Genomic DNA, 26,853 nt, shown 5'->3' on the forward strand with positions numbered 1-26,853 from the left:
CGGCGGCAGCGCACTGAGCCGGTCAGTGCGGCTCGCCGCCCATCTTGGCCTCGAGTTTCCGGAGCTGACTTTCCAGCGAGAAGCTCACACTGGAAGCCATTGAGAAGAAATTCAGCAACGCCTTCAGGTTACTGTCGCCCTTACAGACCGAGTGAATTCGCTGCCACAACGCCTGGTTAACCAACTGCAGGCGCTGGTTCCGCTCCACCAGACCCTTCAGCTCCCAATCCGGCTCCTCATGATTTCGCTTGGCGAAGTATTGCTGCAACAGATAGTGAGACACGCTGCGGGTGATGAACTCGTCGGTATTGGCGAATGGCAGATGGTGCATCGCCATGGGCTTCAGTTCCGCGAGTACGGGGCAACCACTGGTCGCCATCTTGAGACCCAACAATGACCTGAGCGCCTCCTCTAGAGCAGTCTGCTTTACATAAGCGCGGCGCTCATCGGTCACGGTCACATCAACTTTCTGGTAGGCGTCATCGGCCTGGAACGCCTCCACAACGGGCAGGATTTCCGTTGCGGCCGGGCAATTCTCGGTATCGCTGGACCGCAAAGGACAGTTGGAGCACTGGCAATGCTCCAATTTTACCCAGGACGGCTGTTTCGAAGCTGGCACTGCCGGCTGATCGGTTACCTTGAATTCAACTGTACGCCCGTCCTGAAACCTGAAACTGTAATTTACATTCATTGATTCGCCTGTTCCTCCAGCTCCATCCACCGCTCAATCACCTGCTCAAGACGGGATTCCTTGTCCGTCAACTCCTCAAGCGTGGCTGAGACATCGTTCGGTGGACCGGCATAAAAGTCTGAATCTGCAATTGTAGTCTGCAGTCGGGCAATATCCTGCTCTAAGGCCTCGATTTTCCCCGGTAATTCCTCGAGTTCAAGTTTAAGCTTGTAACTCAGCTTAACGGGTTTCGATTGTGTGGACTGGCCCACAGGTTTGGACGGTGACGTGGACACTTTCTCGTCGGCTCCGTTCTTCGAGCGCTTGTCCTGCTTGTCGGTCGATTGCCGCCGGCTTCAGAGGGAAAGCATCCACCCTGTCGACGCCAGTCGCTGTAGCCCCCAACATACTCGCGAACCTGCCCAGATCCATCCAGGAAGACGGTTTCGGTCACGACGTTATCGAGAAACTCCCGGTCGTGACTGATTACGATGACGGTGCCCTTGAACTCCGCCAACTGCTCTTCCAGCAGCTCCAGCGTCTCCACATCCAGATCGTTGGTAGGTTCGTCCAGAACCAGGATATTAGCCGGCTTGCTGAACAGTTTGGCCAGCAGCAAGCGAGCCCGCTCGCCACCGGAAAAGACCCGGACCGGAGATCGGGCACGCTCAGGCGTGAACAGGAATTCCTGTAGATAGCCCAAAACATGCTTACTCTGACCATTGATGTCGATGAACTCACGACCTTCCGACAAGTTGTCCAGCGCATTCTTGCTCAGATCCAGTTCACCGCGCAGCTGATCGAAGTAGGCAACCTGGAGATTGGTACCCAGGCGGATCGATCCCTCAGTGGCCTCAAGGTCACCGAGCAACAGCCGCACCAGCGTGGTTTTACCGGTGCCGTTTTCGCCAACCAGGCCGATCTTGTCACCGCGCAGGACGGTCAGGTTCATATCCCGGATGATATCGGCGCGGGCCTGATACCCAAATCCGGCATCCCGGGTTTCCACCACCAGCTTGCCAGAGCGCGCCGCATCTTCGACCGCAAAGGTTGCAGTGCCACCACGGGTCCGGCGCTGACGGTGCTCCTCGCGCATCGCCTTCAGGGCACGCACCCGCCCCATGTTGCGAGTGCGACGCGCCTTGATACCCTGGCGGATCCAGGCTTCTTCCTGTTTCAGGCGCTTGTCGAAGAGCGCATTCTGACGCTCCTCTTCTTCAAGCGCCTTCTCTTTCAACTCGAGGTATTTGTCATAAGTCGCTGAAAAGCTGACAAGTTTTCCGCGATCCAACTCTACAATTCGGGTTGCCATACGGCGAATAAACGCCCGGTCGTGACTGACAAACAGCATCGCGCCACGGAACTGGCCCAGCGCCTCTTCCAGCCAGGCAATGGCCGGCACATCCAGGTGGTTGGTGGGTTCATCCAGCAGCAAAATATCTGGCTCGGCGACCAAAGCTCTCGCCAACAACACGCGTCGCTGCCAGCCACCCGAAAGGGTGTCCAGCTGCCGGTCAGGGTCGATACCGTATTGCCCCAGAATGGTGGTCACCTTCTGATCCAGGCGCCACCCGTCCAGCGCCTCAAGGCGCTCCTGCACTTTCATCATGCGATCGAGACTGGCCTCGTCGGCCTGCTGAGAGAGACGATGGAATTCGGTCAGCAATTCACCGGTCTCTGGAAATGCGCCAGCAACAACATCGTAGGCGGTGCGGGTGTCGTGTGTGGGCAAGTTCTGAGGCAGGACTGCCAGCACGGCGCCATCATCCAAACGAACGAGACCACCATCGGGAACCACTTCCCCGCTTACAATTTTCAAAAGCGTTGATTTGCCTTCGCCGTTCCGGCCGAGCAGACACACCCGTTCGCCGGCCTCCACGATCAGTGACGCCTGGTCAAGCAGTGGGTGCATCCCATAAGCCAGGGACAAGGCATCCAGTGTTAACAATGGCACGTTACGTATTACTCCGTTTTGATCGTGGTGATTAAATCGCCAACTTGAATTCGACCCGCCGAGTCGTGAACGGCGTTCATTCCAAAGATGACCCCGTCTTCAGTTCGTCGGTAGCCAGACAGGGTTTTAAGCGGTTGTGTTGCCGGGTCTTTAACCCCGAGATCAGGATCGACCGTGATCATGACGCAACGAGAGCACGGCTTGACCAAACTGAGCCTGCAAGCTCCAACATCAAGCTCACGCCAGTGGTCTTCGTCCCAGGGGGCTGCGCCCTGAACCACCACATTGGGCCGGAACCGGCGCATTTCCACGGGCACCTGCAAACGGCTGTTAAGCTCTTCCAGGGACGACAGATTAGTAACCAGCAGCGGGAATCCGTCGGCAAAACTGACTCGACGCCGAACCGCGACCCGCTCCGGGTCCACGCGTCGAAAGGAATCGTCAGGCATATAGACAAAACGCAGGGAGCTGGAACAAAAGCGGCTCAGCGCTTCGCTGGCATCAGGCTGGCCCAGCAGCGCTGATGACCAGTCACGCCAGACCAGCGTTGTAATGCGCTTATCAGTTGGCTTCAGCGTGAAACTGCCTTGCCCGGGAATGCCCAACTGCACCTGCCCTTCGACCAGCGACACATGGATATTGGCAAGCTCTGGATGGGAACGCTGGGTAACGAAGTGACCTTCTTCATCGACGATCATCCAGCGACGATCGCCGGCAGGACCAAAATCATCCAGCTCAAGCTCATCCACACAGATACCGGCCAGGGATTTCACCGGGTACACCCAGAGAGAATGGACATTCATGCGGTGGTGCTCCCATCCTGTTTATTAATCGCCTTTTAGGCTGGCGATTATAACTGACCAGGCAGGGCAACGCCGAACTTGCTGAGGCCTGAAACGAAAAAACCCGGTTTCTTTCGAAACCGGGTTTTTAAAATCTGGAGCGGGAAACGAGATTCGAACTCGCGACCCCAACCTTGGCAAGGTTGTGCTCTACCAACTGAGCTATTCCCGCAATGCTGTTCGGTTCATGCCGACAACGGAGGCGTATTCTACGGATCAGAGCTTGGCCGTCAACCTCTTTTTCTCAAGTTTTTCGATGTTTTTTCTCTTCTGAGTCAACTCTGTTTATAGAGTGAACAAGTTGCCCAAAAGCTGATCACTTAACCCTGCTCGCCGTGACCAGCCTCGTTAACAGCCACAGCCCCACCGCCACAATTGAGGTAGTTAGAGCTGTGGAGCCAATCCTGGTCCGGGTAGAACTTGAAGACGAGCTGGCCGCCCTTGAGATTATCCACCACCCGCTCAATCACCTGGTTATCAACCGCTGGACAACCATGACTGCGACCAATCCTGCCGTACTTATTCACCCAAGACTCATTCACATAGTCCGCACCATGAATCACGATTGCTCGACGTCGGGCGTGATCATTGATGCCCGGCTCCAGCCCATCCAAGCGCAGCGAGTACCCGTGCTTGCCGTAATAGGATTCGCTGCCGCGAAACAAACCGATGCTGGATTGATAACTCCCTTCCACATTGGAAAAGGCTGTGGACTCGAAGTTACCGGAATTCTTTCCATGGGCGACAAGATCCCGAAGCACCAGCCCACCCTGCTCCAGATCAAAGATCCACAAACGTTCACGACTGGAAGGCAGTGAAAAGTCGATCACAGCCAGACGCTGTGGCATCTCCACACCAGAGAAGACCGCACAGCGGGACGCATTGAACGCGGATTCGAGTACGAGCGGATCAAGTTCAGGTGCCGCCCTGGACATCCGATGCAGCAACTCGTCGTCCAGGGAAGCGCCCTGCGAAAACGACGAGATCACCATAGAAACAGCCAAAAGAAGCCCGGAACGCAAAAAACGCACTGAAGTAAACATCCGAATTCTTCCCCAAAAATTCACGGGCACGCGATGCGCATACCCACGCCAAAAGTGTTGCGCATTCTATCAAGCTATTCCGGCTAACGGGTCACAATGTACATTTTTCATACAAACTGAAAAGAGGCCGGACATCATTGACCAAATGTTCTACCACCGGCCAGATACTGTTTTTCGGGATCGCTGGATGGTCGTCCCAATGCCTTATTTCGGTGGGGAAAACGCGAGAACCGCTCAATAATCGCCTTGTGGTCCCGGGCGGACTGAGCGAAGCTCTGCAGGAATTCTCCCAACAGTCCCGGCGTGGAGGCTGCCAGCTGCTCATAACAGTCCACCGAGGTTTGTTGGTCCTCAAGGCGCTCTGAGTGTTGCAGGGGCATATAAAGAAAGGCCCGCTGGAGCGGTGGCAGCGCCATGTCCTGGCCTTTAGCCATTGCCTGCCGACAGAGCTTTCGAGCCTGCACGTCCTGATCAAAGGCCATGCCGGCGCCACGGAAGATATTTCGAGAGAACTGATCGAGCAGAAGAATTTCTGCCAGCACGCCTCCCGGCTCACTCCGCCAATGGTCCAACCCCTGCTCTGAGGCAAACAACACCATCGACATAAAACGCCGACGGATCTCCTGATCGAACTTGCGATCGGCTCGAAACCATCGATTTCGGTGCGCCCGATCGGATAGGCCATCGGCATCCAGTTCGCCAAACCAGAAATCCAGAATCTCTTTCCAATCGAACATAAACCAACACCCTGCTATTTTTAACGTTTGTGAACCGGCTGTTAAAGCCACAGCGCGTGTTTACGATCACCACCCCAGAACTGATGACTCAGGAGCATAGATGAGCAATCGCATTATTCTGTTAGCACACGGCAGTAGTGACAAGCGCTGGTGCGAGACATTTGAAAACCTCGCTACCCCTACCCTTACCGCCGTGGCTGATTCGCGCATTGCCTACATGGAGCTGGCCGAACCTTCACTGGACGATATCGTGGCAGAAGGCGTAAAGGACGGAGTGCATCAGTTTACGATTGTTCCCCTGTTCCTGGCAGCGGGCCGACACCTGCGCAAGGACGTGCCGGCTATGATCGAAGGGCTTGAGGCAACCCATGGAGTCACTATTGAGCTCGCTCCGCCAATCGGCGAAAACCCGCAACTCGGCGAAGCCATCAAAGATGTGGTTGTGCAGCAACTGGGCGCCAACAAAAGCTGATTGGTAGATCAGTTGGCATCCGATAGGGATCTTAAGCAAGGAGGACAGAAGCCATGACCAAACGCATTCTTGTTACTGGCGGCACCGGCTTTATTGGCAAAGTCCTGTGCCCCGAATTACTGAATCGCGGCTACGAATTGACCGTACTCAGCCGTCAGAAGCCCGACGATGTCCGAGCTGCCTGCGGGCGAGTAGAAACCACGCAGGACCTGAACCAGGTTCGATCCCACCCCGGCTTTGACGCCGTTATCAACCTCGCCGGGGAAGGCATTGCTGATAAACGCTGGTCGGATAAGCGCAAGCAGGAACTTAGAGACAGCCGGATCGGCACCACCGAAACGCTGGTCGACGTAATCCGAAGCTGGGAGGCGCCGCCTCAAGTGATGGTTTCAGGATCGGCGGTAGGCTTCTATGGCAATCAAGCCGATGCCGAGGTCACAGAACAGACCGAACCCCACGACGAGTTTACCCATCAGCTCTGCCGGGACTGGGAGAATGCAGCCCTGGCGCTGGAGCAGGATAACGTCCGCGTATGCCTGTCGAGAACCGGGGTTGTGGCCGGGCCAGGCGGCGGCTTTCTGGCGCGAATGGTGACGCCTTTCAAGCTTGGGCTGGGTGGACGGCTGGGAGATGGCCGCCAATACATGCCCTGGGTGCACCGGGATGACGTGGTTGGTGCGCTTATCTGGATGCTGGAGCAGGAGGAGGCCTCAGGGCCCTATAATGTTGTCAGCCCCAACCCGGTCACCAATGCCGAATTCACTCAATGCCTGGGCAAAGTGGTTCGACGACCAACCCTGTTCCCAGCGCCGGCTCCGGTGCTCAAGATTGCCTTGGGAGAAATGGCGGGGCTTTTGCTGACCGGGCAAAAAGCCACACCGGCACGACTAACCACACAGGGTTACCATTTTGAATTTCCTGAACTTCAGGCGGCACTGGAGAATTCGGTACGCTAGTGAGCCCATAAAAGGGAATGGCTAAATTAATTCAATTTTTTTTGAAAAATCGTTGACACACCCCGGTGCCTTACTTAATATACGCGCCACCTCGACGAGGCAAGCTTTTGAAAACGTTGCGTCCCCTTCGTCTAGTGGCCTAGGACTCCGCCCTTTCACGGCGGCAACAGGGGTTCGAACCCCCTAGGGGACGCCATTTCTTCTTGCCGGTATCCGCCTACATAGGCGGTTTGTCGGGAGACGATTTCCCTCTCTGGTTTTGGTCGTGCAGTCTCTTGTCTCTGATCACGAACACCCCGACCCCGACGAAGAAACCAATCATCATTAGTACCGTTACAATTCCCGCGATTACGATTGCATCTATGTACATCTGAACCCTCCGGCTTTCTATCACTACTTTTGCGCTAAAAGTACGCGACAGCAGCAAAGCCGACATTGACTCAGGTCAAATGGGTGCGCTTGGCGGCTCTATAAATTTGCTGAACAGGCACATGTTTCTCTCTATTTTTCCAACGTTTGCACGACAGTTGAAACAAACTACTGCTATAGTCGGACAGGTAGCGGCTCGCACGCACCTATAAACCAGACCGGGTGGCAGAAGTTTACGGCATGCCAAAATTGTCGACACGTCTCCAACATTTCCGAAAAGGCTCTCCCCTGTCCTTCAGGCTGCTGGCCTGGATACTCCTATTCAGCTCGGCATTCACCCTGATTGCTTCCGGTATCCAGATCTACACCGACTACAGGAAAGACCTCTCCCAGATCGACAATCGCATGGACGTTGTCGAATCCGGCTATTCTTCCAGCCTTGCCAGAAGCCTATGGGCTCTGGACCAAAAACTGCTGCAGACCCAGATGGAAGGCATCCTGAGTCTGCCGGACATTGTTCATCTGCGACTGCGCATCGAGCCAGATTCCGAACTGGTCATGGGCGATATCCCACGCGGCGCGCAAACCCGGTCTCACAGCTTCAAGCTCGTGCACATGGGGGACGAGATGTTCGAGCTCGGAGAACTGACCGTCACCGCCGATCTTGAGCGGGTTTATGAGGAGATGGAACACAAGGTTGGCATCATTCTGGCGACGCAGTTCCTTAAAACCTTTTTTGTCTCCATCCTGATCATCTGGATCTTCCAACACTTCGTTACCCGCCACCTTTCAACCATGGCCGACTACGCCCGGGATTTCTCTCTTTCGAACCTTTCCCGGCCGCTTGAGCTAGATCGCCCCCGGACTCCGTCCAATGAGAGCGACGAGCTCGGCCGCGTATCCGATTCCATAAACCAGATGCGGGAACGCCTGAACGATGACGTGGTCCGCCAGGAGCGGGACGCCGCCGAGATTCGCAAGTTTTCCAAGGCCATCGAACAGAGCCCCTCCTCTGTACTTATATGTGATCGGCAATGGCGGGTCGAGTTTGCCAACCAGAAGTTCACCCAGCTAACCGGCTACAGCGGCACCGCAATACTTGGCAAGCACCCAGGCGCGCTCAGTGAAAATGATCTGGAAAACCGCGAGAGCCGACACCTTTGGCAATCCATACGGCTTCAGGTGCAGCGGGTTGGTGTCTGGCAGGGTGAGGTCAACAGCATGCGGAAAAATGGCGAGCGCTTCTGGGAGCAGCTCATCGTTACTCCCATCAAAGACAGCGGTAGCGAAACCACCGGCTACCTGATTCTTGGCGAAGACATCAGTATTCGTAAGCGTTACGAGCAGCAACTTCTGCGACAGGCCAACTACGACATCCTGACCGGCCTGCCCAATCGCATGCTGGCACTGGATCGGCTCAAGTTGGCATTGGCCCAGGCCCGTCGTGAAAACACCCAGGTCGGAGTCATGTTCCTGGATCTCGATAACTTCAAACACATCAATGACACCCTGGGCCATGATGCCGGTGATAACCTGCTAATCGAGGCCGCCCGTAGAATTTCCAGCTGTCTGCGTGGCACCAGTACCGTAGCCCGGCTGGGCGGGGATGAATTCCTGGTGATTCTGCCCGGACTGACCGGCCCTGATGACTCCTCACAGGTCGCCGACCGGATTCTGAAGACCTTTTCGCCACCGTATATCCTGAATGGCCAGGAAGTGTTCATTACCACCAGTATTGGCATCGCCGTATTCCCCGTCGATTCCGACAACAGCGGCACCCTCCTCCAGCATGCTGACGCGGCCATGTACCAGGCCAAACACAAAGGCAAAAGCGCTTACGCCCATTTCGCTCCAGAAATGACCGAGGTTTCCCATGAGCGCCTGCAGATGGAGTCACGTCTGCGCCGGGCGATTGAGCTCAAGGAGCTCGAACTTTACTATCAGCCAATCGTTCACACTGATTCAGGCAACCTTGTTGCAGTCGAAGCGCTGTTGCGCTGGAACAATCCCACCATGGGCATGGTCATGCCGGACCGTTTTATTCCGCTGGCTGAGGAAACCGGCCTGATCATCCCCATCGGCGAATGGGTGCTGGAGGTGGCCTGTAAAGCCGCGGTTGAATGGAAAGAAATTGCCGGAAGGAACATAGGCATCTCGGTGAACGTTTCCCCTCGACAGTTCAGGGACCCACGCTTTACCGACGCGGTCATGCAGGCACTGGACAACAGTGGCCTTGAAGCAGAACAGCTCGAGCTCGAAATCACAGAGCGACTGATTCTGGACAATTCCATCGAAACCGCCGAAATCCTGCGCCTGCTTGACCGGGAGGGTATTCGCCTGTCCGTTGATGACTTCGGCACCGGTTATTCAGCACTCAGCTACCTGAAAAGTTATCCTTTCGACACCCTGAAAATCGATAAATCCTTTGTGCAAGACGTTATGAAGGAGCCGGAGGATGCGTCGCTCGTTAGGGCCATTATCAACATGGCCCATAGCCTGGGGCTGCGGGTGATTGCCGAGGGCGTTGAAGATGAGCCCCAGACCCACTTTCTGAAGGCCGAAGGGTGTGATTTCTCCCAGGGCTATTTCTATAGCCGCCCGCTGCCCGCCACGGAATTTGAAGCCTGGCTCAAGACCAACCAGCGCGTGCAGATCTGATCGATCAGGACCCCTCGAACCATGGATGCCAACCTATTTGTCATCAATTGCGGTAGTTCATCGCTGAAATTGGCCGTTTTTGACGACCAACACCGCAAGCGGGCCTCCGCCCTTGCGGAACGCCTGAACAGCAACGATGCCTTTGCCCGGATCGCCGGTAGCGAACAGCCGGTGCCATTACCCTCCGGCGCTTCCCACGAAACTGCCCTCAGCACCCTGATCAAAGTCTTGAAGGACCAGCGCATTATGGCAAACGATCCATTCGCCATTGGACACCGGGTTGTTCACGGCGGGGAAACTTTTCGTGAGGCAGCCCTACTCGATGACGAGACCATCGCCGCCATCGAGGATTGTGCAAGTCTGGCGCCCTTACACACCCCGGTGAACCTTGCGGGAATCTCGGCAGCCCGACGCCTGTTTCCCAGCGTTCCGCAGGTTGCGGTCTTTGATACCGCGTTCCACCAGACCCTGCCGCCCAAGGCGTTTCTTTATGCCTTACCCGAGTCTTACTACCGCGACTGGGCCGTCAGGCGCTATGGGTTCCACGGCACCAGCCATTACTTCATGGTTCAGGAAGCTGCCCGGAGGCTTGGCCGAACACCTGTAACCACATCCATTATCTCGGCCCATCTTGGCAACGGCTGCAGCATCACCGCGATCCGCAATGGCATCAGTGTTGATACCAGTATGGGATTAACGCCGCTGGAAGGCCTGGTAATGGGCACTCGCAGCGGTGACGTGGATCCTGGTCTGTTCGACTTCCTTGCCGGCAAAGGTATTTCTGCCGAAGAACTGAACGAAGTACTGAACAAACAAAGCGGTTTGCTTGGGCTCTCGGGCCAGACTAACGACATGCGCTCTCTCTGTGATCTTGCCGACCGTGGGCATGAGCCCTCGGCACTGGCCATCGAGATCTTCTGCTTTCGCCTGGCCAAGTACGTTGGCGCTATGATGGTCTCACTTACCTCCCTTGATGCCTTGGTCTTCACCGGCGGAATCGGTGAAAACAGTGCAAGAGTCCGGCAACAGACTGTCAGCCATCTCCAATTAATGGGATTCCAGATCGACACAGAACTGAATGAGGCCCATGGGGCACATAATCAGGGTCATGTCGAGAGCGGCGGTTCCCGCTTTCCCGTTCTGGTCATCCCTACTAATGAAGAGCTTGTGATTGCCCAGGAGTCGTCACGGCTCGCCACCAACAGCTCGACGTAATCTTTAAATTCCAGGAATCTGTTATGGCAAAAAGTCTCTTTATCGCCCCGACGTCTTTGGGCTCCGGCCTGACCTCGGTTTGCCTGGGCCTGTTGCGATCACTCGAGCGGGTTGGCGTCAGTGTCGGCTTCTACAAGCCGTTCCTGCAATCCGTCCATCGGGGTGAGGCGCTGCACAACAACGGCAAGGACACCTCCGTCGAGTTTGTTCGTGCCCGCAGCCACCTGCAGCCACCCGACCCACTGTCTCTGAAAGAGGCCCAGCACCTACTGAATCGCGGTAAGTCGGACTTGTTGATGGAAACCATCGTCGGCGAATATCAGAAAGTTGCACAGGATGTGGATGTGGTCATCATCGAAGGCCTGGTCCCGGATCGGACGGAAGCCTACATCGCCCGACTGAATGTCGAAGTCGCCCGCAATCTCGGCTCTGAAGTCATTCTGGTCAGTTCACCCAAGAGCAGCCGACCGGCTGCTCTTGATGATGAGCTCGACTTCTCGGCGCGGCTGTTTGCCGACCCCTCCGACCCTGACGTAATTGGCGTGATCCTGAACAAAGTTGGGGAACCGGAAAGGGAGGGCCTGTCAGGCCTTTCGCTCCAGCGCCGCAATGAAGAAGAGACATCGCCCACCCACTACGGCAGCCAATGTAAGGTATTCAGCGACAAACGCTTCCAGTTGCTCGCGGAAGTTCCCTGGCAGCCGGAGTTGCTGGCACCCCGAGTCGCAGATCTTGCCCGCGAACTGGACGTCCGCATCCTGAACGAAGGTCAAATGCACAAGCGTCGGGTGCAATCGGTTTCGGTGGTCGCCCGGTCGATCAGGAACATGGCCGACACTCTCAAGCCCGGCATGCTCCTGGTCACCCCCGGAGATCGGGAGGATATAGTGGTCACCACAGCTGTGGCGGCCCTGAACGGAGTGCCCCTGGCCGGTCTGATGCTAACCGGCGGTCTGCTGCCTGATTCTCGCGTAATGAATTTGTGCCGCCGCGCCCTCGACACCGGTCTGCCGGTGCTGGCCTCAGACACCAACACCTATGAAACCGCCCACATGCTGGCCAACCTCTCCTCTGCGATCCCGGTGGACGATCCCGAACGCATCGACAGAGCCATGGAAGCGGTCGCCACCCAGATCGATACCGTCTGGCTTCAGAATCACCTTAAGGTGCAGCGTCAGCGCCGGCTTTCGCCGCCGGCCTTCCGCTACCAGCTGTCCGAACGCTCAAGAGCTGCCAACAAGCGGATCGTTTTGCCGGAAGGCAACGAGCCCCGGACCGTTCAGGCTGCCATTATTTGCCATCAGCGGAGTCTGGCTCGCTGTGTACTATTAGGCAATCCAAATGAAATCAGAAACGTGGCTAATTCCCAGGGATTAACACTACCCGACGACATCGAGGTGATCGACCCGGCCACCGTGCGGGACAACTACATCGCACCCATGGTTGAGCTGCGCAAACATAAGGGACTGGCACCGGATATGGCCCGGGCCATGCTGGAGGACCACGTGGTGCTGGGTACCATGATGGTGGCTCAGGACGAGGCGGATGGCCTGGTTTCAGGGGCGGTTCATACCACGGCCAACACAGTCAGGCCGGCCCTGCAACTGATCAAGACCCACGACCACGCCCGGGTGGTGTCGTCGGTCTTCTTCATGTTGTTGCCGGAACAGGTTGTGGTGTACGGCGACTGCGCCATCAATCCGGACCCCAATGCCGAGGAATTGGCAGACATTGCTATCCAGAGCGCAGAGTCAGCCGAGGCCTTTGGCATCGAGCCAGTGGTTGCGATGATCAGCTACAGTACCGGCGAATCCGGTACCGGACAGGACGTGGAGAAAGTACGTGAGGCAACGAAGATAGCCCAGCAGCGTCGACCGGACCTGCTCATCGACGGTCCCCTGCAATACGACGCAGCGGCGATTGAGAGCGTGGCAAAAAGCAAAGCGCCAGACAGCAAGGTGGCAGGCAAGGCAACAGTGTTTGTATTCCCTGACCTTAACACCGGCAACACCACCTATAAGGCGGTTCAGCGCAGTGCCAAAGTAGTCAGTATCGGGCCAATGCTCCAGGGCCTGAGGAAGCCCGTCAATGACCTCTCCCGGGGTGCGCTGGTGGAAGACATTGTCTTCACCATTGCCCTGACCGCGGTTCAGGCCAAACAGGTTGAGGACGCCAAGGGGGCTGATTCCAGCCCCCAACCACTCAGCGCTTGAGGCTCTTTTGGCGGGTTTTCTTGATCCGCCGGCCCTTCTTCAGATCGTTATCCTGCTTTACCTTTTGGCGCGGCGTGAGGCGATCCACCTTACCTGCAAAGGGGTTTTCGCCCGACTTGAATTCGAAGCGGATGGGCGAGCCCGTCACCTTCAGGACTTTGCGGAAGGTATTTTCGAGGTAGCGCTTGTAGGAGCCCGGCAACGAATCTACCTGGTTGCCATGAACCACGATAACAGGCGGGTTGGACCCACCCTGGTGGGCGAAACGAAGCTTGATCCGACGCCCGTGAACCATCGGTGGCTGATGCTGCGCAATAGCGTCCTGAAGGATTGCTGTCAGACGATTGGTGGGCCATTTAGCCATGGCGGATTCATAGCAGTCCTGCACCGAATCGTACATCACCCCGACACCGGAGCCGTGCAGCGCCGAAATGTAATGCTTGTCGGCGTAGTCCAGAAAGTCGAGTCGGCGCCGAACCTGTTCTTTAACCTTGGCCCGGTCGTCAGGGTCCATGCCATCCCACTTGTTTACGGCAACCACCAGCGATCGGCCAGCATCGAGGACAAAGCCAATCAGGTGCAAATCCTGATCAACCAGCCCTTCCCTCGCGTCAATCACCAGGATGACTACGTGGGCGTCATCAATGGCCTGCAGGGTCTTGATGATGGAGAACTTCTCGACCGTTTCCCGAACGTTCTTCCGGCGACGAACGCCGGCGGTATCAATCAGTGTGTATTCGTGCCCCTGGCGTTCGTACGGGATGTAGACACTGTCGCGGGTAGTACCCGGCATGTCGTAAACCACGACCCGGTCCTCACCCAGCATACGGTTGACCAGCGTGGATTTTCCTACGTTGGGTCGCCCGACCACACCAATCCGGATACCCGGGTACTTGTCGGCGCGATCGGCTGCTTCACGCTCTTCCTCTGATGGCAGCAACAATTCCAGCATCGACCGGATACCCCGGTTATGGGAGGCAGCAATCAGGAAAGTGGATTCGTAACCGAGGCTATAGAAATCCGCAGCGGCAATATCAGGGTCTTGGCCATCGGTTTTGTTGACAACCAGATGCGCCTGCTTGCCTGAGCGGCGCAGGTGGTTGGCGATAGTTTCATCACCGCCGGTCAAACCGGCACGACCATCCACCAGGAACAGAACGATGTCGGCTTCTTCCACGGCCTGCATCGACTGCCGCGCCATTTCCGCATCGAGGCCTTCTTCGTCACCGGTCAGACCGCCGGTATCAATGACAATGAAGCGCTGCCCCTCATAGTTACCCTCACCATACTTGCGATCGCGGGTAAGGCCGGGAAAATCCGCGACCAGTGCATCCCGGGACCGGGTCATCTGGTTGAAAAGCGTCGACTTGCCTACGTTTGGGCGGCCGACAAGGGCAATAACTGGGGTCATAATAGATCGCTACAAAAAAAGGAAAACAGCCCGGCGGCGTCGCCAGGCTGGAGAAATTCACTCAACGGCACGGAGTTCAAACACCGTCATGTCACCGCTGTTACCAAAGACCAGCAGATTACCATTGCGCAAGCGTTGTGCGGGTACGCGTATACCCTCATCATCGTATTCAAGCTGTCCCTGCAGACTGCCATCCTTGCTGTCCAGAATGTGCAGGTAGCCCTCGAAATCGCCGGTGACCAGGTAATCATCCACTACCATGGGCTGGGTCAGCTGACGCCAGGCCAGACGATCCTGAACCCAAAGCTCACGGCGATCAGAGCCACGAAGGGCTACGATTTCGCCATTGGCGGAAGCCAGATAGATATTGCCGTCACCAATCATCGGCGAATACAGACTGGACGCTTTCCTACTCCAGATTTCCTGGCCTGTGCGGATGTCCACCAGGGCCAGTTTGCCCTGATAACCCACCACCAGAATGGCTGAATCAATGACCAGGGGCTGGCCTGTGATGTCCACCAGGCGCTCCAGTTCAGTTCGGCCCTGGGGTTCACCAACTTCGTACTGCCACAACGGTTGACCGGCCTCGGCACTGAGTGCCACCAGCTTGCCGTTAGCGAACGACGCAATCACCACATCGCCACCAACCAGCGGCGCTGCGGCAGCGCGCATGGAAAGCACCGGCACGACACCGTCGTACTGCCAGACTTTCTCTCCGTTGTTCGCATCAAAGGCGAGCACTCGACCGTCGGTGGTCTGGGCAACGACCAGCCGTCCATTGGACTGCGGAGTAGCCAGCACTTCCGTAGGAAGTGAAACGCGCCAGAGCTCTGATCCGTCTTCGCGGGACAGCGCCAGCAGCTCGGCCTCTCGAGTAGTCAGGTAAAGACTGTCGTTATCGCCGCCAACACCGGCGAAGATACGGTCTTCCAACTCAGCATTCCAGAGCACCTTACCGTTCTCGGACTGCACCGCATAGACTTCGCCATCAGCGGAGGCGGCGTAGAGAATGTCGCCCGTATTCAGAGGCGTAAGGTAAAGAAACTCGTCGTCATGACCGTCACCGACGGACATGCTCCAAACCTGATCCAACTCAACGGAGCTCTCGATTTCCGGCACCGGAGCCGGCTGCTCAAAGGTATCCGTGGTGCTGCAGCCAGCCAACCCGAAAACGGTCAGCATGCCGGTGGCGAGGAGCGCGCGAACACACCTGGTGCGAGACATCCGCATCAGGCATCCTCCCCTACACCAAGATCAGACAGCTTCAGCTCAAGGATGCCACTGCGGCCCTGCTGACTCTGCTCTCGTGCGGCCAGATAGGCTTCACGGGCACCGTCTCGATCACCCTGTGCCAACAAAATATCGCCACGGAGTTCCGAGAAGATGGCGTTGAAGCTGTCGGCATCGGCCGCCTCATCAATGGTGGCCAGTGCTTCGTCATACTGACCTGCATCAAACTGGGCGCGGGCCAGACGACTGCGCACAACCAGGGTCAGAGCCTGCTGCTCACTACTTTTCTCGAGCGCCCATTCAAGCGATTCGACGGCGGCTTCAGATTCTCCGTCCATCAGCTGCTGACGGGCCAGAAGCAGGTTGCCATAGACCGCGTAGGCGCTATCGGTGTAGTCGTCACGAAGTGTCTGGGCAACAAAGGCAACCGTTTCGCCGCTGGTTTCGTCGGCCTGATCGCTGAAGGCATTCAAGAGGTTGGCGAACTGGTTAGCGGCTTCGGTGCGCTGTTGGGCTTCGTGGTTCTGCCAGGCCTGCCAGCCGAACACGATTGCCAGCGCAGCGCCGATACCGATCAGCAGTGAACTACCATTCTTTTTCCACCAGTCCTTGATCGCCTGGACCTGTTCCTCTTCGGTGCGCAGTTCAGCCATGATGACTCCTGTAGTCGAATTCGTTGCTATTTTTGGTAAACGTCAGTGTTTGAGAGCGGCAGCCAGTGACGAGGCCAACTCATCCCGCGCCAGATCCTGCTGGAGTTCGTCAGAGCGCAGGGGTTTAAGCCCTACGCGGCCGTTGGCCACTTCATTTTCGCCAAGGATGATGGCATAGCGAGCGCCGCTTTTGTCAGCCTTTTTCATCTGGCTCTTGAAGCTGCCGCCGCCGCAGTGGGAAACCACCACCGCCTTCGGCAGTTCGGCGCGCAGTTCCTCAGCCAATGCTAGCGCCGACGCCAGAGCGCCGTCCCCCATCGCGGTGACGTAGACGTCGGCGTTGTTATTCACATGCTCGGGAATCAGCTCGAGCGTCTCGAGCAGAAGAATAAGGCGCTCAAGCCCCATAGCGAAGCCAACGGCACGGGTGGGTTTACCACCGAGCTGTTCCACCAGACCGTCGTAACGGCCACCGGCACAGACCGTGCCCTGGGCGCCAAGGCTGTCGGTGATCCACTCAAAGACAGTCTTGCCGTAATAGTCGAGACCACGAACCAGTGCAGGATTGATGGTGTACTCAATCCCTGCTGCGTCCAGCAGCTCGCGCAAACGATCGAAGTGAGCGCGGGAATCGTCGTCCAGGTACTCATCAAGATTCGGAGCGTTTTCCAAAATGCTGCGTGTTGCCGGGTCCTTGCTGTCGAGGATCCGCAACGGATTTGTCTCCAAGCGACGCTGACTGTCAGCGTCCAGATCGGCCTTGTACTGGCTAAGGTATTCCACCAGGGCCTGCCGGTAGACCTTGCGGGCCTCTGACGTGCCAATGGAGTTGATTTCCAGCCGGGTATGCTCAGCCAATCCCAGCTCACGCCACAGGCGCGCCGTCAGTATCAGCAGCTCGGCGTCGATATCGGGTCCGGCCATGCCGAAACACTCCACACCGATCTGGTGAAATTGACGGTAGCGCCCTTTCTGCGGACGTTCGTGCCGGAACATGGGGCCGGTGTACCAGAGCCGACGCGTCTGGTTAAACAGAAGCCCGTGTTCTTCTGCTGCTCGTACACAACCGGCCGTGCCCTCAGGGCGCAGGGTCAGGCTGTCGCCGTTGCGATCGTCGAAGGTGTACATTTCCTTTTCGACGATGTCAGTCACTTCGCCGATGGAGCGCTTGAACAGATCCGTCTGCTCGACGATGGGCATACGGATTTCCTGATACCCATACTGGGCAAGAACCTTTCGTACTTTGCCCTCAACAAACTGCCAAACGGGCGTCTGCTCCGGCAGGATATCGTTCATCCCGCGAATTGCCTGAATCTTAGCCAAGTTAAACCCTTAAACGTATGTCTGGATGATGGTGCCGGAAAACCGTATGCAATCAGCTTCCTGAGCGGGCAATGATAGCGTCTTCCTCTTCCTTGCGACGCGCCACTTCGTCTCGGATCAGGCGCTCAAGGTCGTCGGTAAGGTTCGCATTATCGAGCTTCTGGTTCGGTTTACCCGCCATGTAGAACAGGTTTTTCGGGCTGCCACCGGTCAGGCCGATATCGGCCACCTTGGCCTCACCCGGGCCATTCACGATGCAGCCAATGATGGCAACGTCCATGGCCGTGTTTACGTCTTCCAGACGCGCCTCCAGATCATTCATAGTCTGGATAACATCAAAGTTCTGGCGGGAGCAGCTTGGGCAAGCAATGAAGTTTATGCCGCGGCTACGCAGACGAAGACTCTTGAGAATGTCGTAACCGACTTTCACTTCCTGGACCGGATCCGCCGCCAGGGAAACCCGGATGGTGTCGCCGATGCCGTCCATCAACAACATACCCAGCCCAATCGACGATTTCACCGTTCCTGAGCGGAAACCACCGGCCTCGGTGATACCCAGGTGCAGCGGCTGTTCAATTTGCCCCGCGAGCTTACGGTAAGCCGCCACGGTCATGAACACCTCGGACGCCTTGAGGCTTACCTTGAAGTCCTGGAAATCGTGACGGTCGAGAATGTCGATGTGTCTCATGGCCGACTCGACCAGAGCATCTGCAGTTGGCTCGCCGTATTTACGCTGCAGTTCTTTTTCCAGGGAGCCCGCGTTAACACCAATACGAATGGGGATGTTGCGGTCGCGGGCCGCGCTGATCACAGCACTGACACGGTCCTCCCGCCCGATGTTGCCTGGGTTGATGCGAAGGCAATCAACACCCAGCTCCGCCACCCGAAGGGCAATCTTATGGTCAAAGTGGATGTCCGCGACCAGCGGCACTGACACCTGCTCGCGGATCTTGCCGAAAGCTTCAGCAGCATCCATTGACGGTACCGACACACGCACGATATCGGCGCCGGCCTCTTCAAGCGCCCGGACCTGGCCAACGGTGGCGTTCACATCCAGGGTGTTGGTGTTGGTCATGCTCTGAACCGCAATCGGCGCATCACCACCAACAGGTACATTGCCCACCATGATCTGGCGGGATTTGCGTCTAACGATCGGGGATTCGTGCTTCATGGATTGCTGACCGATATCAATAAGTTCATCAAGTTTCAATTCGCCAGAGTGAATTCTGAGCGATTGTTGACCACGCGGAAATCGCCCATATCCACTGGCTCGTTCTGAAAACGGATAGAATCGACCGCACTAACCGCGCCGATCACTACCCTGAGCGGGGCGTCACCGGACACATCAATCCGGTCACCCGCCCTTTGCAAAGAGTTTACCAGCCGTTCGCCGTCGGCATCACTAACCTGGACCCAGCAATCAGCGCGAAAGCTGATCTGCAGCCGGCCGGTTTCTGTCACAGCCACCGGCTCTGACGGCGACTGGATGACCGTTTCCGTTGCCGGTTCGGCGACCGAAGCGGTCTCAACCGGCGCGACCGAGGCACTGTCGTCTGCGGCGGTATCCATCACCGGATCAGTGCTCGCTTCCTCGCCAATTTCTGCCTTGGACTGAGCAACTTCCCGGTCTTCCACCGTCGAAGTTGCAGGCTCTTGCGGTACAGAGGAGGAAGCTCCTCATCTTCAATCTTGGGCGCAGCCGGCTCCGAGTCGACCGCAGGGGATTCTTCCGGCGCCGGCGCCTCAGTGGCATCCCCTGGCGACGTCATCTCTGATTCCGGCAGGACGAATGCAAACACCAGGTAACCCGCCAACGCCGCCACACCAAGCAGCAGCACCACCTTGGCAAGGCGGCGCTTTCTCCGGCGCCGACGTTCAATGTCGACCAGGGGATTGGCTTCAACTTCCTGCTCCCGCTTCTGGCGCAGTGGCTCCAGCTCACGGTCCAGATCGGCAACAATCTTGTTGTCGTCCAATCCGACCTGGCGGGCATAGGCTCTGACATAGCCTTTCAAAAACAGTTCGCTGTCGACCTGACCGTATTCTCCGGCTTCAATGGCCTGAATTACGGCGGGCCGAAGATGCTGGGCCTGAGCGACGTCGCTGTCACTCAATCCTCGTTGTTCACGGGCCCGCTTCAACTGCAGGCCAACCGGATCGCTGGTCATTACTTCAGGGTTTTCTTCATTCGCCATTGGACATCAGTGCCTTATATTGCTGATATTCAACTGACTCCGGATAATTATTCTTGAGCTGCAGGGCCAGGCTGGCTTCCTGATTTCGGTTATTCAAATGATGGGCGATGCGAATACCGGTCAGCAGGCTTTCCGGAGAATGCCGCAGGCGATCGTTTTTCTGCATCATCATTGAAAGGCGGGAGTAATAGCGCGACGCAGCATTGAAGTCGCCCTGCTCTGCCAGCACCCGTGAGAGCGCCAGCAGTGATCGGGCGTCACCTCGGGTCAGTTCAACGGCTCTGCGGTAGGACGCCGTGGCACCCTCCACGTCCTGCAAACGCTCCTGAGTCATGCCCAGATTAAAGAACACCGAGCCCCGATCTTTGTATTCGGTATCGCGTGAGGCCAAACGGAATTGACCAACGGCCTCCTCCATTCGGCCCTGACCGTACAAAAATGCACCGTAGTAAACCCGGGCGCGGGTGTAATCAGAATCCGAGGAAATCGCTCGCTTGAAGCTCTTCTCGGCCAACGCGGCTTCGCCTTCAGCGTTGTAGATCAGGCCCATGGCGGCCAAGCACCGGCGCTATCGGAATCGAGATCAAGCGCGCGCTCAAGGTGATGACGGGCTCGTTCGAGGTTGCCCTGCCCGATGTAGGCGGTCGCCAACTGAACGTAATCAGCTATGGCTTCCTGTCGGTCCGCTTCCCGGGAGAACCGACTGTCGGTAGTGGTGACACAGCCTGCAACCAATAGGGCGACCAACGTCAGGGCCGCTACGACAGAAAAACGCGAGCTCGTTGATCTATAGGTCACAGTTGTGCATTCCTCGCTACTTGTTTGTTGTCAATTCCGTTTCAGGGATTTACCTGGCGCACTTCGATGTATCGCTGACTCCGACGTGTTCTGTCTTCAACCTTACCCACCAACTGACCGCACGCCGCGTCGATGTCATCGCCACGGGTCGTTCTGATGGTTGCTATGTGCCCGGCCTCGTTCAGCACCTTCTGGAATCGGCGCGTGGCATTCATGCTCGGCCGACGAAAATCGCTCTCCGGGAACGGGTTAAACGGAATCAGGTTGATCTTGCATGGCAGATCCTTCAGCAGTACCGCCAGTTCATGGGCGTGCTCCGGCTGGTCGTTCATGCCTTCGATTACCGTATATTCTATGGTTGCCTTGCGCTTGTCCGGAAGCCTTGCAAAGTAGCGCTTGGTCGCAGCCAGCAGCTCGGCTATCGGGTACTTCTTGTTGAGCGGCACCAGCTTGTTACGCAGCTCATCATTAGGCGCATGCAGTGAAATTGCCAGTGAAACATCGCTAACTTCAGCCAGGCGGTCCAATGCCGGGACAACACCGGAGGTACTCAAGGTCACGCGACGCTTGGAAATGCCGTACGCCAGATCCTCCATCATGAGGTTCATGGCATCGACAACATTGTCAAAATTGAGCAGCGGCTCGCCCATACCCATCATCACCACATTGGTAATGGGGCGATCCGGGCCGGGCTCGAACGGCATAAACGCCTTTCTTGCCACCCACACCTGACCGATCACCTCAGCAGCAGTCAGGTTTCGGTTGAAACCGCGCTTACCGGTGGAGCAGAAGGTACAGTCGAGGCTACAGCCGATCTGTGAGGACACGCACAGGGTGCCACGCTCGCCATCCGGAATCAGGACCGTCTCGACATTGTTACCATTGTCCATGCGCATCACCCATTTACGGGTGCCGTCTTTGGACGTCTCATCGTAGACAACTTCCGGACCGCGAATTTCGGCCACTTCCTTGAGCTTCTCCCGCAGGGATTTGCTCATATTGGTCATTTGATCGAAGTCATCGGCACCGCGCTGATGAATCCATTGCAACACTTGGGTGGCACGAAAACGTTTCTCGCCCAGGGACTCAAAGAAAGCCTCAAGTTTTGCTTTCGGCATCCCCAGAAGATTCGTTTTTTCAGCGGCCGCTGTCATCTTATAACCTCGATCAAATAACCAATTCGGGGGTGGCACCGCCACCCCCGATCAACAAAATCAACCGCGCGGGCAGATCTCGTTGTCATTGAAAAAATACGCGATTTCACGCTCTGCAGACGCTGCAGAGTCAGAGCCGTGAACGGCATTGGCATCGATGGACGATGCGAAATCAGCGCGGATAGTTCCGGCTTCAGCTTCCTTCGGGTTAGTTGCACCCATCAGGTCACGGTTCTTGAGGATGGCGCCTTCGCCTTCCAGAGCCTGAACAACAACCGGTCCAGACGTCATGAACGCAACCAGGTCGTTAAAGAACGGACGCTCTTTGTGTTCAGCGTAGAAGCCCTCGGCTTGCTCCTGGGTCAGGTGCATCATCTTGGCGGCAACGATGTTCAGGCCAGCCTTTTCGAAACGGCTGTAAATTTCGCCGATTACGTTCTTTGCAACCGCGTCGGGCTTGATAATAGAGAGCGTGCGCTCGTTTGCCATGATCTTTCTCCAGTAAGGTTCGGGTTAAAATTCAGGCCTGCGATTATACGCAGTCCGGGGCCAACTGCCTACCGCACTGCACGCAGGCGGCTAACAACATCAACAATTTGGGAGGCTGCAAAGGCGGCATCTTCGGCGGTACTGAATCGGCCGAAGGAAAAACGCAGTGCCCGATGGGCCAACTCATCACTCAAGCCGATGCCACGCAGCACAAAGGACGGCTCAATGGTCGCCGAGGCGCAGGCCGACCCTGACGAAACCGCGAGACCCCGCAGGCCCAGCATCAGTGATTCCGCCTCAACTCCTTCAAACGCCAGATTGATGATACCGGGGACCCGGAATTCACTGCTGCCGTTGAGGGTGACACCATCGAGATCCGAAAGCCCCTGCAGAAACGACGCTCGCAGCTCCTCCAGGTGCGCCATTTCAGATTCCAGACGATCCCTGGCCATGGCAAACGCCTTGCCCATACCGACAATCTGATGAGTCGGTAATGTTCCTGAGCGCATGCCACGCTCGTGCCCACCGCCGTGGATCTGGGCTTCAATACGTACGTCTGGCGACCGCCTGACATAAAGCGCGCCGACGCCCTTGGGGCCGTATACTTTGTGACCCGACAGAGACACCAGATCTACCGACAGCGCACTGACATCCACCGGCATCTTCCCGGCAGCCTGCGCTGCATCGACATGAAACAAAACGCCGCGTTCGCGCAGCATACGGCCAATGCCGGCAACGTCGGTAACGCAGCCCAGCTCGTTGTTTACCAGCATCAGGCTGACCAGCACGGTGTTGTCCCGCAGCGCCTCGGATACCTGCTCAGGCCGGATTCGACCGTCCGGCCCGGGCGTCAGCCAGGTCACTTCAACCCCATGCTGCTCAAGCCATTTACAAGTATCCAGTACAGCCTTGTGCTCGATCACGGACGTTACGATGTGCGGATTGTCATGGCCTGCCACCGCGCCTTTGATGGCGAGGTTGTCGGATTCGGTAGCGCCCGAGGTCCACACAATCTCCCGGGGATCAGCATTAATCAGCTCGGCAACCTGTCGACGCGCAGATTCAACCGCCGCCTCTGACTGCCAGCCATAGGCGTGGGAGCGCGAAGCCGGGTTACCAAAAACCCCGTCCGGGGTCAGGTACTTCACCATTTCTTCAGCGACAGACGGGTCAACGGGCGTCGTCGCCGCATAATCCAGATATACGGGCTTATTCATGGGCGTAAGGAGTATAGTTTCAGGCCGGCGCCTGGTCGGACAGGCGTTCGGTATTGATGGTTTCAGAGCCGTTGTCTGACTGACGCTGGTTCTGCCGGTCCGCAACCTGGCGGATTTCCTGCTTTTTCATCAGGTCCCCGAGGCTGATTTCGCTCAGGAACTGATGGATTTGATCGCTCAGATCTGACCACAGGTGATGGGTCAGACATTTCTCGCCCTTCTGGCAATCACCTTTGTTACCACAGCGGGTGGTGTCCAGTGATTCGCTCACGGCGTCGACAACCTCAGCGATGAACACCGCACCGGCCTCACGGCTGAGACGATAACCGCCGCCGGGGCCACGAACGCTGATCACGAGATTCTGTCGACGCAGACGAGAGAAGAGCTGTTCCAGGTAGGACAGCGAGATTTCTTGACGGGCTGAGATATCCGCCAGACTCACCGGCCCCTGATCTCCGTGCAGAGCCAGATCCAGCATTGCCGTCACGGCGTAGCGGCCTTTGGTGGTCAACTTCATAATATCAGCCCCATGATGGGATTGAATCGCGATTCACAGCAGCGAGTATGAATTGACCCAGTAAAACAGTCAAGTATTCAGCCCCGGGTGCCATCGCTGTCGTCGCGCACGCAATCGAAATCCTCTTCCTGCAATGGCGGCAAAGCGCCATTCTGGTATTCGCTGTTAACCTTACGCAACGCCTTGCACATATTCTCGATCCGGTCGTCCACTGCGTGCATGTGGTCCAAAAGCGACCGCACGGCCCGGGCAACCGGGTCTGGCATTTCCTCGGTTACGCCGTAGGCATCGAAGCCCATTCGCTCTTCCATTTCTTTGCGACGCTGGTCGTCCTCGCCCTTCGGCTTAACGATGATCCGTCCCGGAATACCAACCACCGTTGCGCCGTCGGGAACCGCCTTGGTGACAACAGAATTGGAACCCACCTTGGCCCCTGCGCCAACCTCGAAGGGTCCGAGAATCTTGGCGCCAGCACCAACCACCACACCATCACCGATAGTGGGATGACGCTTACCCTTGTTCCAGCTGGTGCCGCCCAGAGTCACACCCTGATACAGCGTGACATCGTCACCAATGATGGTGGTTTCCCCGATGACCACACCCATGCCGTGGTCAATAAAGAACCGACGGCCAATGGTTGCCCCCGGATGAATCTCGATACCGGTCAACCAGCGAGCAATGGTGGAGATCGTGCGGGCAATCCACTTCAGCCCCAGCCCCCATAGCCAGTGGGAAAACCGGTGGAACAGCAGCGCGTGCAGTCCCGGATAGTTGGTCAGGACCTCAAACGTGTTCCTGGCCGCGGGGTCGCGGTGGAACACGCTGTTGATGTCTTCCCTTAAACGCTCAAACATGGCCATCTTCCTGTCCCGTAGCCTTCGCTTCGGCCTCGGTTGATTTACTGTTATCTCCGGCATCTTTTCTGGCACTGACCGCCTTTTGCACTGACGTCAGTATGCCCCTGAGGATGTTGATTTCCATCTGATCCATCCTGGCGCGCTGGAAAAGACGGCGCAGACGCGTCATCAACTGACGCGGGTTATCCCGACGGTGAAACTCAACATCAACCAGCACCTGTTCAAGGTGCCCGAAAAAGCCTTCAACGTCGTTGACCGGAGCCGGCGGCACATCCCAGCCTGGATCGCCCGGCGCAGTCATCGGCTTTAAATAGGGGCTACCCTCACCACCTTCAAGACCTCGCAGGTGGTGCATGCGCAATTCATAACACATGACCTGAACTGCCATCGCGAGATTCAACGAGCTGTAGTCCGGGTTCGATGGGATATGGATATGATAATGACAGCGCTGCAACTCGTCGTTACTGAGCCCGTGATTCTCCCGACCAAACACCAGGGCCACGGGCCCATTTACCGCATTCTCAGCGGCTGCAACAGCGGCTTCTGGTGGCGCGATCACCGGCCAGGGCACCTTGCGCCCGCGCGCACTGGTGCCCATCACCAGGGAGCAGTCCGCAAGCGCATCTTCCAACGACGACACGACCTGTGCGCGATCGAGAATATCCGAGGCACCGGCCGAACGGGCATAAGATGTTTCGTCAGGGAACGAATTCGGGTTCACCAACCACAGATTGCCAAGCCCCATGTTTTTCATGGCGCGGGCCACCGCACCAATATTTCCGGAGTGTGACGTCTCAACCAGAACAATTCTGATCTGGTCTTCAAATGTATCGGTGCCTTCAAGCGGAAGAGCCGGTTTGTGCATTGCGAACAGGTCCAAGCTGAATGGATAGTAGTTGAAATGATACCAGAAACAGGACACCCATCGCCCCTCCGAAGATGCCCTAATCCATTGCTATCCGTGCTATTGCTAAGCCAAAAAACATACAAGAGGGTGATCTTTTGCTATGATACCCGCCCTTCACACACCCGGATAACGAACACTCAGATGCAACCAGCTATAAAAATGGCCCTGCGCGTCGCGCGTCAGGGGTCCGATTATTTGAAAGCCCATTTTGAGCGCCAAGAACCCACCGGCAAGGACGACGCTGAGCGTCGGCAACAGCTGGAGCGGGTCGAGCAGTCGATTTACGACAATTTTGCGGAGCAACTCGAAAAGGCCTACAAGGACCACAGCATCGCGCCTCTGAATGAAGCGAATGCGGGTGACAGCGAAAAAAGCTGGCACGTTTTCACGGTTCTCGGTCGCGAAAACTTCCTTCGAGGCATCCCGGAATTTGCTCTGGCCCTGGCGCAAAAGCGCAACAACCGCACCGAAAACCTTCTGGTGATCAACCCGGTCACTGGAGAGGAATACTCGGCCAGCCGTGGTCACGGTGCAGCGCTTAACAGCCGTCGGGTTCGCGCCTCTGAAATCAAACACAGCAAGCAGGCTGCTATTGCCACCAACTTGCTGGATCAGGCCCGGAAGAATGAAGACGCCCAACTGTGGGGCGAAATGGCCTCAGTCGTAGCCAGCGAATCAGCCATGTTCCGGACATCAGGCTGCGTGGTTCTGGACATTGCCCGCGTCTCAGCCGGCAGCCTCGATGCCGCGATCATCTTCCGTCCCGAACCGGTGGACTTTGACCTGGGCGTGACCCTGGCCATGGAATCCGGCGCGTTGACCGGCGACTTCTCAGGCAACCCCTCTACCGGTGGTGCCCGTCAGCTCGTCGTAGCCAATCCAAAATTGTTCCGGGAAGTACTCAAAGTACTGCACCCGTTCCGAGGGCGCCTGCCGCGTTAAGCGGTTTTAAAGGCAGCCACAAAAAAACCGC

The 26,853-nt window shown here is 56.9% G+C and carries 26 protein-coding genes, 2 tRNA genes and 1 pseudogene; 7 read left to right on the forward strand and 22 right to left on the reverse strand.

The window, feature by feature from the left end:
* Positions 1–22: 22 nt before the first annotated feature.
* The 7 genes from AU14_RS02830 to AU14_RS02855 all read right to left on the reverse strand — a co-directional run bounded on the left by AU14_RS02830 (position 23) and on the right by AU14_RS02855 (position 5,246).
* Positions 23–691 carry a DUF6901 family protein gene (locus AU14_RS02830; RefSeq protein WP_041338748.1) on the reverse strand — a complete coding sequence of 223 codons (669 nt, stop codon included), beginning with the start codon at positions 689–691 and terminating at the stop codon, positions 23–25.
* Positions 688–966, reverse strand: a complete 279-nt coding sequence (locus tag AU14_RS24020) for a hypothetical protein (RefSeq protein WP_456237735.1) — start codon at positions 964–966, stop codon at positions 688–690. Before AU14_RS24020 ends, AU14_RS02830 begins: the two co-directional genes overlap by 4 nt.
* A complete protein-coding gene (locus tag AU14_RS02835) occupies positions 906–2,624 on the reverse strand; it encodes an ATP-binding cassette domain-containing protein (protein WP_456237736.1) in 1,719 nt (572 codons plus the stop codon). The genes AU14_RS24020 and AU14_RS02835 overlap by 61 nt, the downstream gene beginning before the upstream one ends.
* An 8-nt stretch (positions 2,625–2,632) precedes the next feature.
* Positions 2,633–3,427 carry an MOSC domain-containing protein gene (locus tag AU14_RS02840; RefSeq protein ID WP_041338751.1) on the reverse strand — a complete coding sequence of 265 codons (795 nt, stop codon included), beginning with the start codon at positions 3,425–3,427 and terminating at the stop codon, positions 2,633–2,635.
* A gap of 135 nt (positions 3,428–3,562) precedes the next feature.
* Positions 3,563–3,638 (reverse strand) — tRNA-Gly (locus tag AU14_RS02845).
* Between the two features lie 148 nt (positions 3,639–3,786).
* Complete coding sequence (locus AU14_RS02850) at positions 3,787–4,458, reverse strand: murein L,D-transpeptidase catalytic domain family protein (RefSeq protein WP_407942810.1); 672 nt, start codon at positions 4,456–4,458, stop codon at positions 3,787–3,789.
* A gap of 185 nt (positions 4,459–4,643) precedes the next feature.
* Positions 4,644–5,246, reverse strand: coding sequence for a DUF924 family protein (locus tag AU14_RS02855; protein WP_041338757.1), 603 nt, complete (start codon positions 5,244–5,246; stop codon positions 4,644–4,646).
* A gap of 100 nt (positions 5,247–5,346) precedes the next feature.
* Here AU14_RS02855 and AU14_RS02860 point away from each other — a divergent pair, with 100 nt between their 5' ends.
* The 3 genes from AU14_RS02860 to AU14_RS02870 all read left to right on the forward strand — a co-directional run bounded on the left by AU14_RS02860 (position 5,347) and on the right by AU14_RS02870 (position 6,870).
* Complete coding sequence (locus AU14_RS02860) at positions 5,347–5,718, forward strand: sirohydrochlorin chelatase (RefSeq protein ID WP_041338760.1); 372 nt, start codon at positions 5,347–5,349, stop codon at positions 5,716–5,718.
* Between the two features lie 53 nt (positions 5,719–5,771).
* Entirely contained in the window at positions 5,772–6,674 is a 903-nt protein-coding gene (locus AU14_RS02865) for a TIGR01777 family oxidoreductase (RefSeq protein WP_041338763.1), read from the forward strand.
* Positions 6,675–6,794: 120 nt separating this feature from the next.
* A tRNA-Glu gene (locus AU14_RS02870) sits at positions 6,795–6,870 on the forward strand.
* A 21-nt stretch (positions 6,871–6,891) separates the two neighbouring features.
* Here AU14_RS02870 and ccoM read toward each other — a convergent pair.
* Positions 6,892–7,110, reverse strand: coding sequence for a cytochrome c oxidase subunit CcoM (ccoM, locus tag AU14_RS23640; RefSeq protein ID WP_407942811.1), 219 nt, complete (start codon positions 7,108–7,110; stop codon positions 6,892–6,894).
* A gap of 173 nt (positions 7,111–7,283) precedes the next feature.
* Between ccoM and AU14_RS02875 the strand changes: the two genes are divergently transcribed.
* The 3 genes from AU14_RS02875 to pta are packed head-to-tail and all read left to right on the forward strand — an operon-like array spanning position 7,284 to position 13,129.
* Complete coding sequence (locus tag AU14_RS02875; protein ID WP_041343533.1) at positions 7,284–9,701, forward strand: bifunctional diguanylate cyclase/phosphodiesterase; 2,418 nt, start codon at positions 7,284–7,286, stop codon at positions 9,699–9,701.
* A 21-nt stretch (positions 9,702–9,722) separates the two neighbouring features.
* Complete coding sequence (locus AU14_RS02880) at positions 9,723–10,916, forward strand: acetate kinase (protein WP_041338766.1); 1,194 nt, start codon at positions 9,723–9,725, stop codon at positions 10,914–10,916.
* A 23-nt stretch (positions 10,917–10,939) separates the two neighbouring features.
* Complete coding sequence (gene pta / locus AU14_RS02885; protein WP_041338769.1) at positions 10,940–13,129, forward strand: phosphate acetyltransferase; 2,190 nt, start codon at positions 10,940–10,942, stop codon at positions 13,127–13,129.
* Here the strand turns inward: pta and der are convergent.
* From der to trmJ, 14 genes and pseudogenes are all read right to left on the reverse strand, one after another.
* A complete protein-coding gene (gene der, locus AU14_RS02890) occupies positions 13,119–14,540 on the reverse strand; it encodes a ribosome biogenesis GTPase Der (protein WP_041338772.1) in 1,422 nt (473 codons plus the stop codon). The two genes, pta and der, sit on opposite strands and share 11 nt — an antisense overlap.
* 57 nt (positions 14,541–14,597) lie before the next feature.
* Complete coding sequence (bamB, locus tag AU14_RS02895; RefSeq protein WP_094191271.1) at positions 14,598–15,764, reverse strand: outer membrane protein assembly factor BamB; 1,167 nt, start codon at positions 15,762–15,764, stop codon at positions 14,598–14,600.
* A 5-nt stretch (positions 15,765–15,769) separates the two neighbouring features.
* Positions 15,770–16,423: a YfgM family protein gene (locus AU14_RS02900; protein WP_041338777.1), complete on the reverse strand. Its 654-nt coding sequence runs from the start codon at positions 16,421–16,423 to the stop codon at positions 15,770–15,772.
* Between the two features lie 42 nt (positions 16,424–16,465).
* Entirely contained in the window at positions 16,466–17,746 is a 1,281-nt protein-coding gene (hisS, locus tag AU14_RS02905) for a histidine--tRNA ligase (protein ID WP_094191135.1), read from the reverse strand.
* A 52-nt stretch (positions 17,747–17,798) separates the two neighbouring features.
* Entirely contained in the window at positions 17,799–18,917 is a 1,119-nt protein-coding gene (gene ispG, locus AU14_RS02910) for a flavodoxin-dependent (E)-4-hydroxy-3-methylbut-2-enyl-diphosphate synthase (protein ID WP_041343536.1), read from the reverse strand.
* A 35-nt stretch (positions 18,918–18,952) separates the two neighbouring features.
* Positions 18,953–19,315: a RodZ domain-containing protein gene (locus AU14_RS20410; RefSeq protein WP_236744334.1), complete on the reverse strand. Its 363-nt coding sequence runs from the start codon at positions 19,313–19,315 to the stop codon at positions 18,953–18,955.
* Positions 19,315–19,941 (reverse strand): helix-turn-helix domain-containing protein, encoded by a 627-nt coding sequence (locus AU14_RS20415; RefSeq protein WP_236744335.1) that lies wholly within the window; start codon positions 19,939–19,941, stop codon positions 19,315–19,317. Before AU14_RS20415 ends, AU14_RS20410 begins: the two co-directional genes overlap by 1 nt.
* Positions 19,931–20,739, reverse strand: a pseudogene (gene pilW / locus AU14_RS02920) (type IV pilus biogenesis/stability protein PilW). The gene AU14_RS20415 and the pseudogene pilW overlap by 11 nt, the downstream one beginning before the upstream one ends.
* Before the next feature lie 41 nt (positions 20,740–20,780).
* On the reverse strand, positions 20,781–21,893 hold the full coding sequence (gene rlmN / locus AU14_RS02925; protein ID WP_041338783.1) for a 23S rRNA (adenine(2503)-C(2))-methyltransferase RlmN: 1,113 nt from the start codon (positions 21,891–21,893) through the stop codon (positions 20,781–20,783).
* Positions 21,894–21,953: 60 nt separating this feature from the next.
* On the reverse strand, positions 21,954–22,382 hold the full coding sequence (gene ndk, locus AU14_RS02930; protein WP_041338786.1) for a nucleoside-diphosphate kinase: 429 nt from the start codon (positions 22,380–22,382) through the stop codon (positions 21,954–21,956).
* A gap of 68 nt (positions 22,383–22,450) precedes the next feature.
* Positions 22,451–23,599 (reverse strand): IscS subfamily cysteine desulfurase, encoded by a 1,149-nt coding sequence (locus tag AU14_RS02935; RefSeq protein ID WP_041338788.1) that lies wholly within the window; start codon positions 23,597–23,599, stop codon positions 22,451–22,453.
* Between the two features lie 19 nt (positions 23,600–23,618).
* Positions 23,619–24,116, reverse strand: a complete 498-nt coding sequence (gene iscR, locus AU14_RS02940) for a Fe-S cluster assembly transcriptional regulator IscR (RefSeq protein ID WP_041338790.1) — start codon at positions 24,114–24,116, stop codon at positions 23,619–23,621.
* Between the two features lie 77 nt (positions 24,117–24,193).
* Positions 24,194–24,970: a serine O-acetyltransferase gene (gene cysE / locus AU14_RS02945; RefSeq protein ID WP_041338792.1), complete on the reverse strand. Its 777-nt coding sequence runs from the start codon at positions 24,968–24,970 to the stop codon at positions 24,194–24,196.
* Positions 24,963–25,838 (reverse strand): tRNA (cytosine(32)/uridine(32)-2'-O)-methyltransferase TrmJ, encoded by an 876-nt coding sequence (gene trmJ, locus AU14_RS02950; protein WP_052472134.1) that lies wholly within the window; start codon positions 25,836–25,838, stop codon positions 24,963–24,965. The genes cysE and trmJ overlap by 8 nt, the downstream gene beginning before the upstream one ends.
* A gap of 183 nt (positions 25,839–26,021) precedes the next feature.
* Here trmJ and AU14_RS02955 point away from each other — a divergent pair, with 183 nt between their 5' ends.
* Positions 26,022–26,822 (forward strand): inositol monophosphatase family protein, encoded by an 801-nt coding sequence (locus AU14_RS02955; RefSeq protein WP_041338794.1) that lies wholly within the window; start codon positions 26,022–26,024, stop codon positions 26,820–26,822.
* Positions 26,823–26,853 lie beyond the last annotated feature (31 nt).

This window comes from Marinobacter similis, assembly GCF_000830985.1.
GTDB classification, from domain to species: Bacteria; Pseudomonadota; Gammaproteobacteria; order Pseudomonadales; family Oleiphilaceae; genus Marinobacter; species Marinobacter similis.

Bases quoted from the DNA above. Each gene is read 5' to 3' on its own strand.
- AU14_RS02830 (WP_041338748.1), bottom strand. From the start codon at position 691: ATGAATGTAAATTACAGTTTCAGGTTTCAGGACGGGCGTACAGTTGAA.
- AU14_RS02840 (WP_041338751.1), bottom strand. From the start codon at position 3,427: ATGAATGTCCATTCTCTCTGGGTGTACCCGGTGAAATCCCTGGCCGGT.
- AU14_RS02850 (WP_407942810.1), bottom strand. From the start codon at position 4,458: ATGGTGATCTCGTCGTTTTCGCAGGGCGCTTCCCTGGACGACGAGTTG.
- AU14_RS02855 (WP_041338757.1), bottom strand. From the start codon at position 5,246: ATGTTCGATTGGAAAGAGATTCTGGATTTCTGGTTTGGCGAACTGGAT.
- AU14_RS02860 (WP_041338760.1), top strand. From the start codon at position 5,347: ATGAGCAATCGCATTATTCTGTTAGCACACGGCAGTAGTGACAAGCGC.
- AU14_RS02865 (WP_041338763.1), top strand. From the start codon at position 5,772: ATGACCAAACGCATTCTTGTTACTGGCGGCACCGGCTTTATTGGCAAA.
- ccoM (WP_407942811.1), bottom strand. From the start codon at position 7,110: ATGTCGGCTTTGCTGCTGTCGCGTACTTTTAGCGCAAAAGTAGTGATA.
- AU14_RS02875 (WP_041343533.1), top strand. From the start codon at position 7,284: ATGCCAAAATTGTCGACACGTCTCCAACATTTCCGAAAAGGCTCTCCC.
- AU14_RS02880 (WP_041338766.1), top strand. From the start codon at position 9,723: ATGGATGCCAACCTATTTGTCATCAATTGCGGTAGTTCATCGCTGAAA.
- pta (WP_041338769.1), top strand. From the start codon at position 10,940: ATGGCAAAAAGTCTCTTTATCGCCCCGACGTCTTTGGGCTCCGGCCTG.
- der (WP_041338772.1), bottom strand. From the start codon at position 14,540: ATGACCCCAGTTATTGCCCTTGTCGGCCGCCCAAACGTAGGCAAGTCG.
- bamB (WP_094191271.1), bottom strand. From the start codon at position 15,764: ATGTCTCGCACCAGGTGTGTTCGCGCGCTCCTCGCCACCGGCATGCTG.
- AU14_RS02900 (WP_041338777.1), bottom strand. From the start codon at position 16,423: ATGGCTGAACTGCGCACCGAAGAGGAACAGGTCCAGGCGATCAAGGAC.
- ispG (WP_041343536.1), bottom strand. From the start codon at position 18,917: ATGAAGCACGAATCCCCGATCGTTAGACGCAAATCCCGCCAGATCATG.
- AU14_RS20410 (WP_236744334.1), bottom strand. From the start codon at position 19,315: ATGGATACCGCCGCAGACGACAGTGCCTCGGTCGCGCCGGTTGAGACC.
- AU14_RS20415 (WP_236744335.1), bottom strand. From the start codon at position 19,941: ATGGCGAATGAAGAAAACCCTGAAGTAATGACCAGCGATCCGGTTGGC.
- rlmN (WP_041338783.1), bottom strand. From the start codon at position 21,893: ATGACAGCGGCCGCTGAAAAAACGAATCTTCTGGGGATGCCGAAAGCA.
- ndk (WP_041338786.1), bottom strand. From the start codon at position 22,382: ATGGCAAACGAGCGCACGCTCTCTATTATCAAGCCCGACGCGGTTGCA.
- AU14_RS02935 (WP_041338788.1), bottom strand. From the start codon at position 23,599: ATGAATAAGCCCGTATATCTGGATTATGCGGCGACGACGCCCGTTGAC.
- iscR (WP_041338790.1), bottom strand. From the start codon at position 24,116: ATGAAGTTGACCACCAAAGGCCGCTACGCCGTGACGGCAATGCTGGAT.
- cysE (WP_041338792.1), bottom strand. From the start codon at position 24,970: ATGTTTGAGCGTTTAAGGGAAGACATCAACAGCGTGTTCCACCGCGAC.
- trmJ (WP_052472134.1), bottom strand. From the start codon at position 25,838: ATGCACAAACCGGCTCTTCCGCTTGAAGGCACCGATACATTTGAAGAC.
- AU14_RS02955 (WP_041338794.1), top strand. From the start codon at position 26,022: ATGCAACCAGCTATAAAAATGGCCCTGCGCGTCGCGCGTCAGGGGTCC.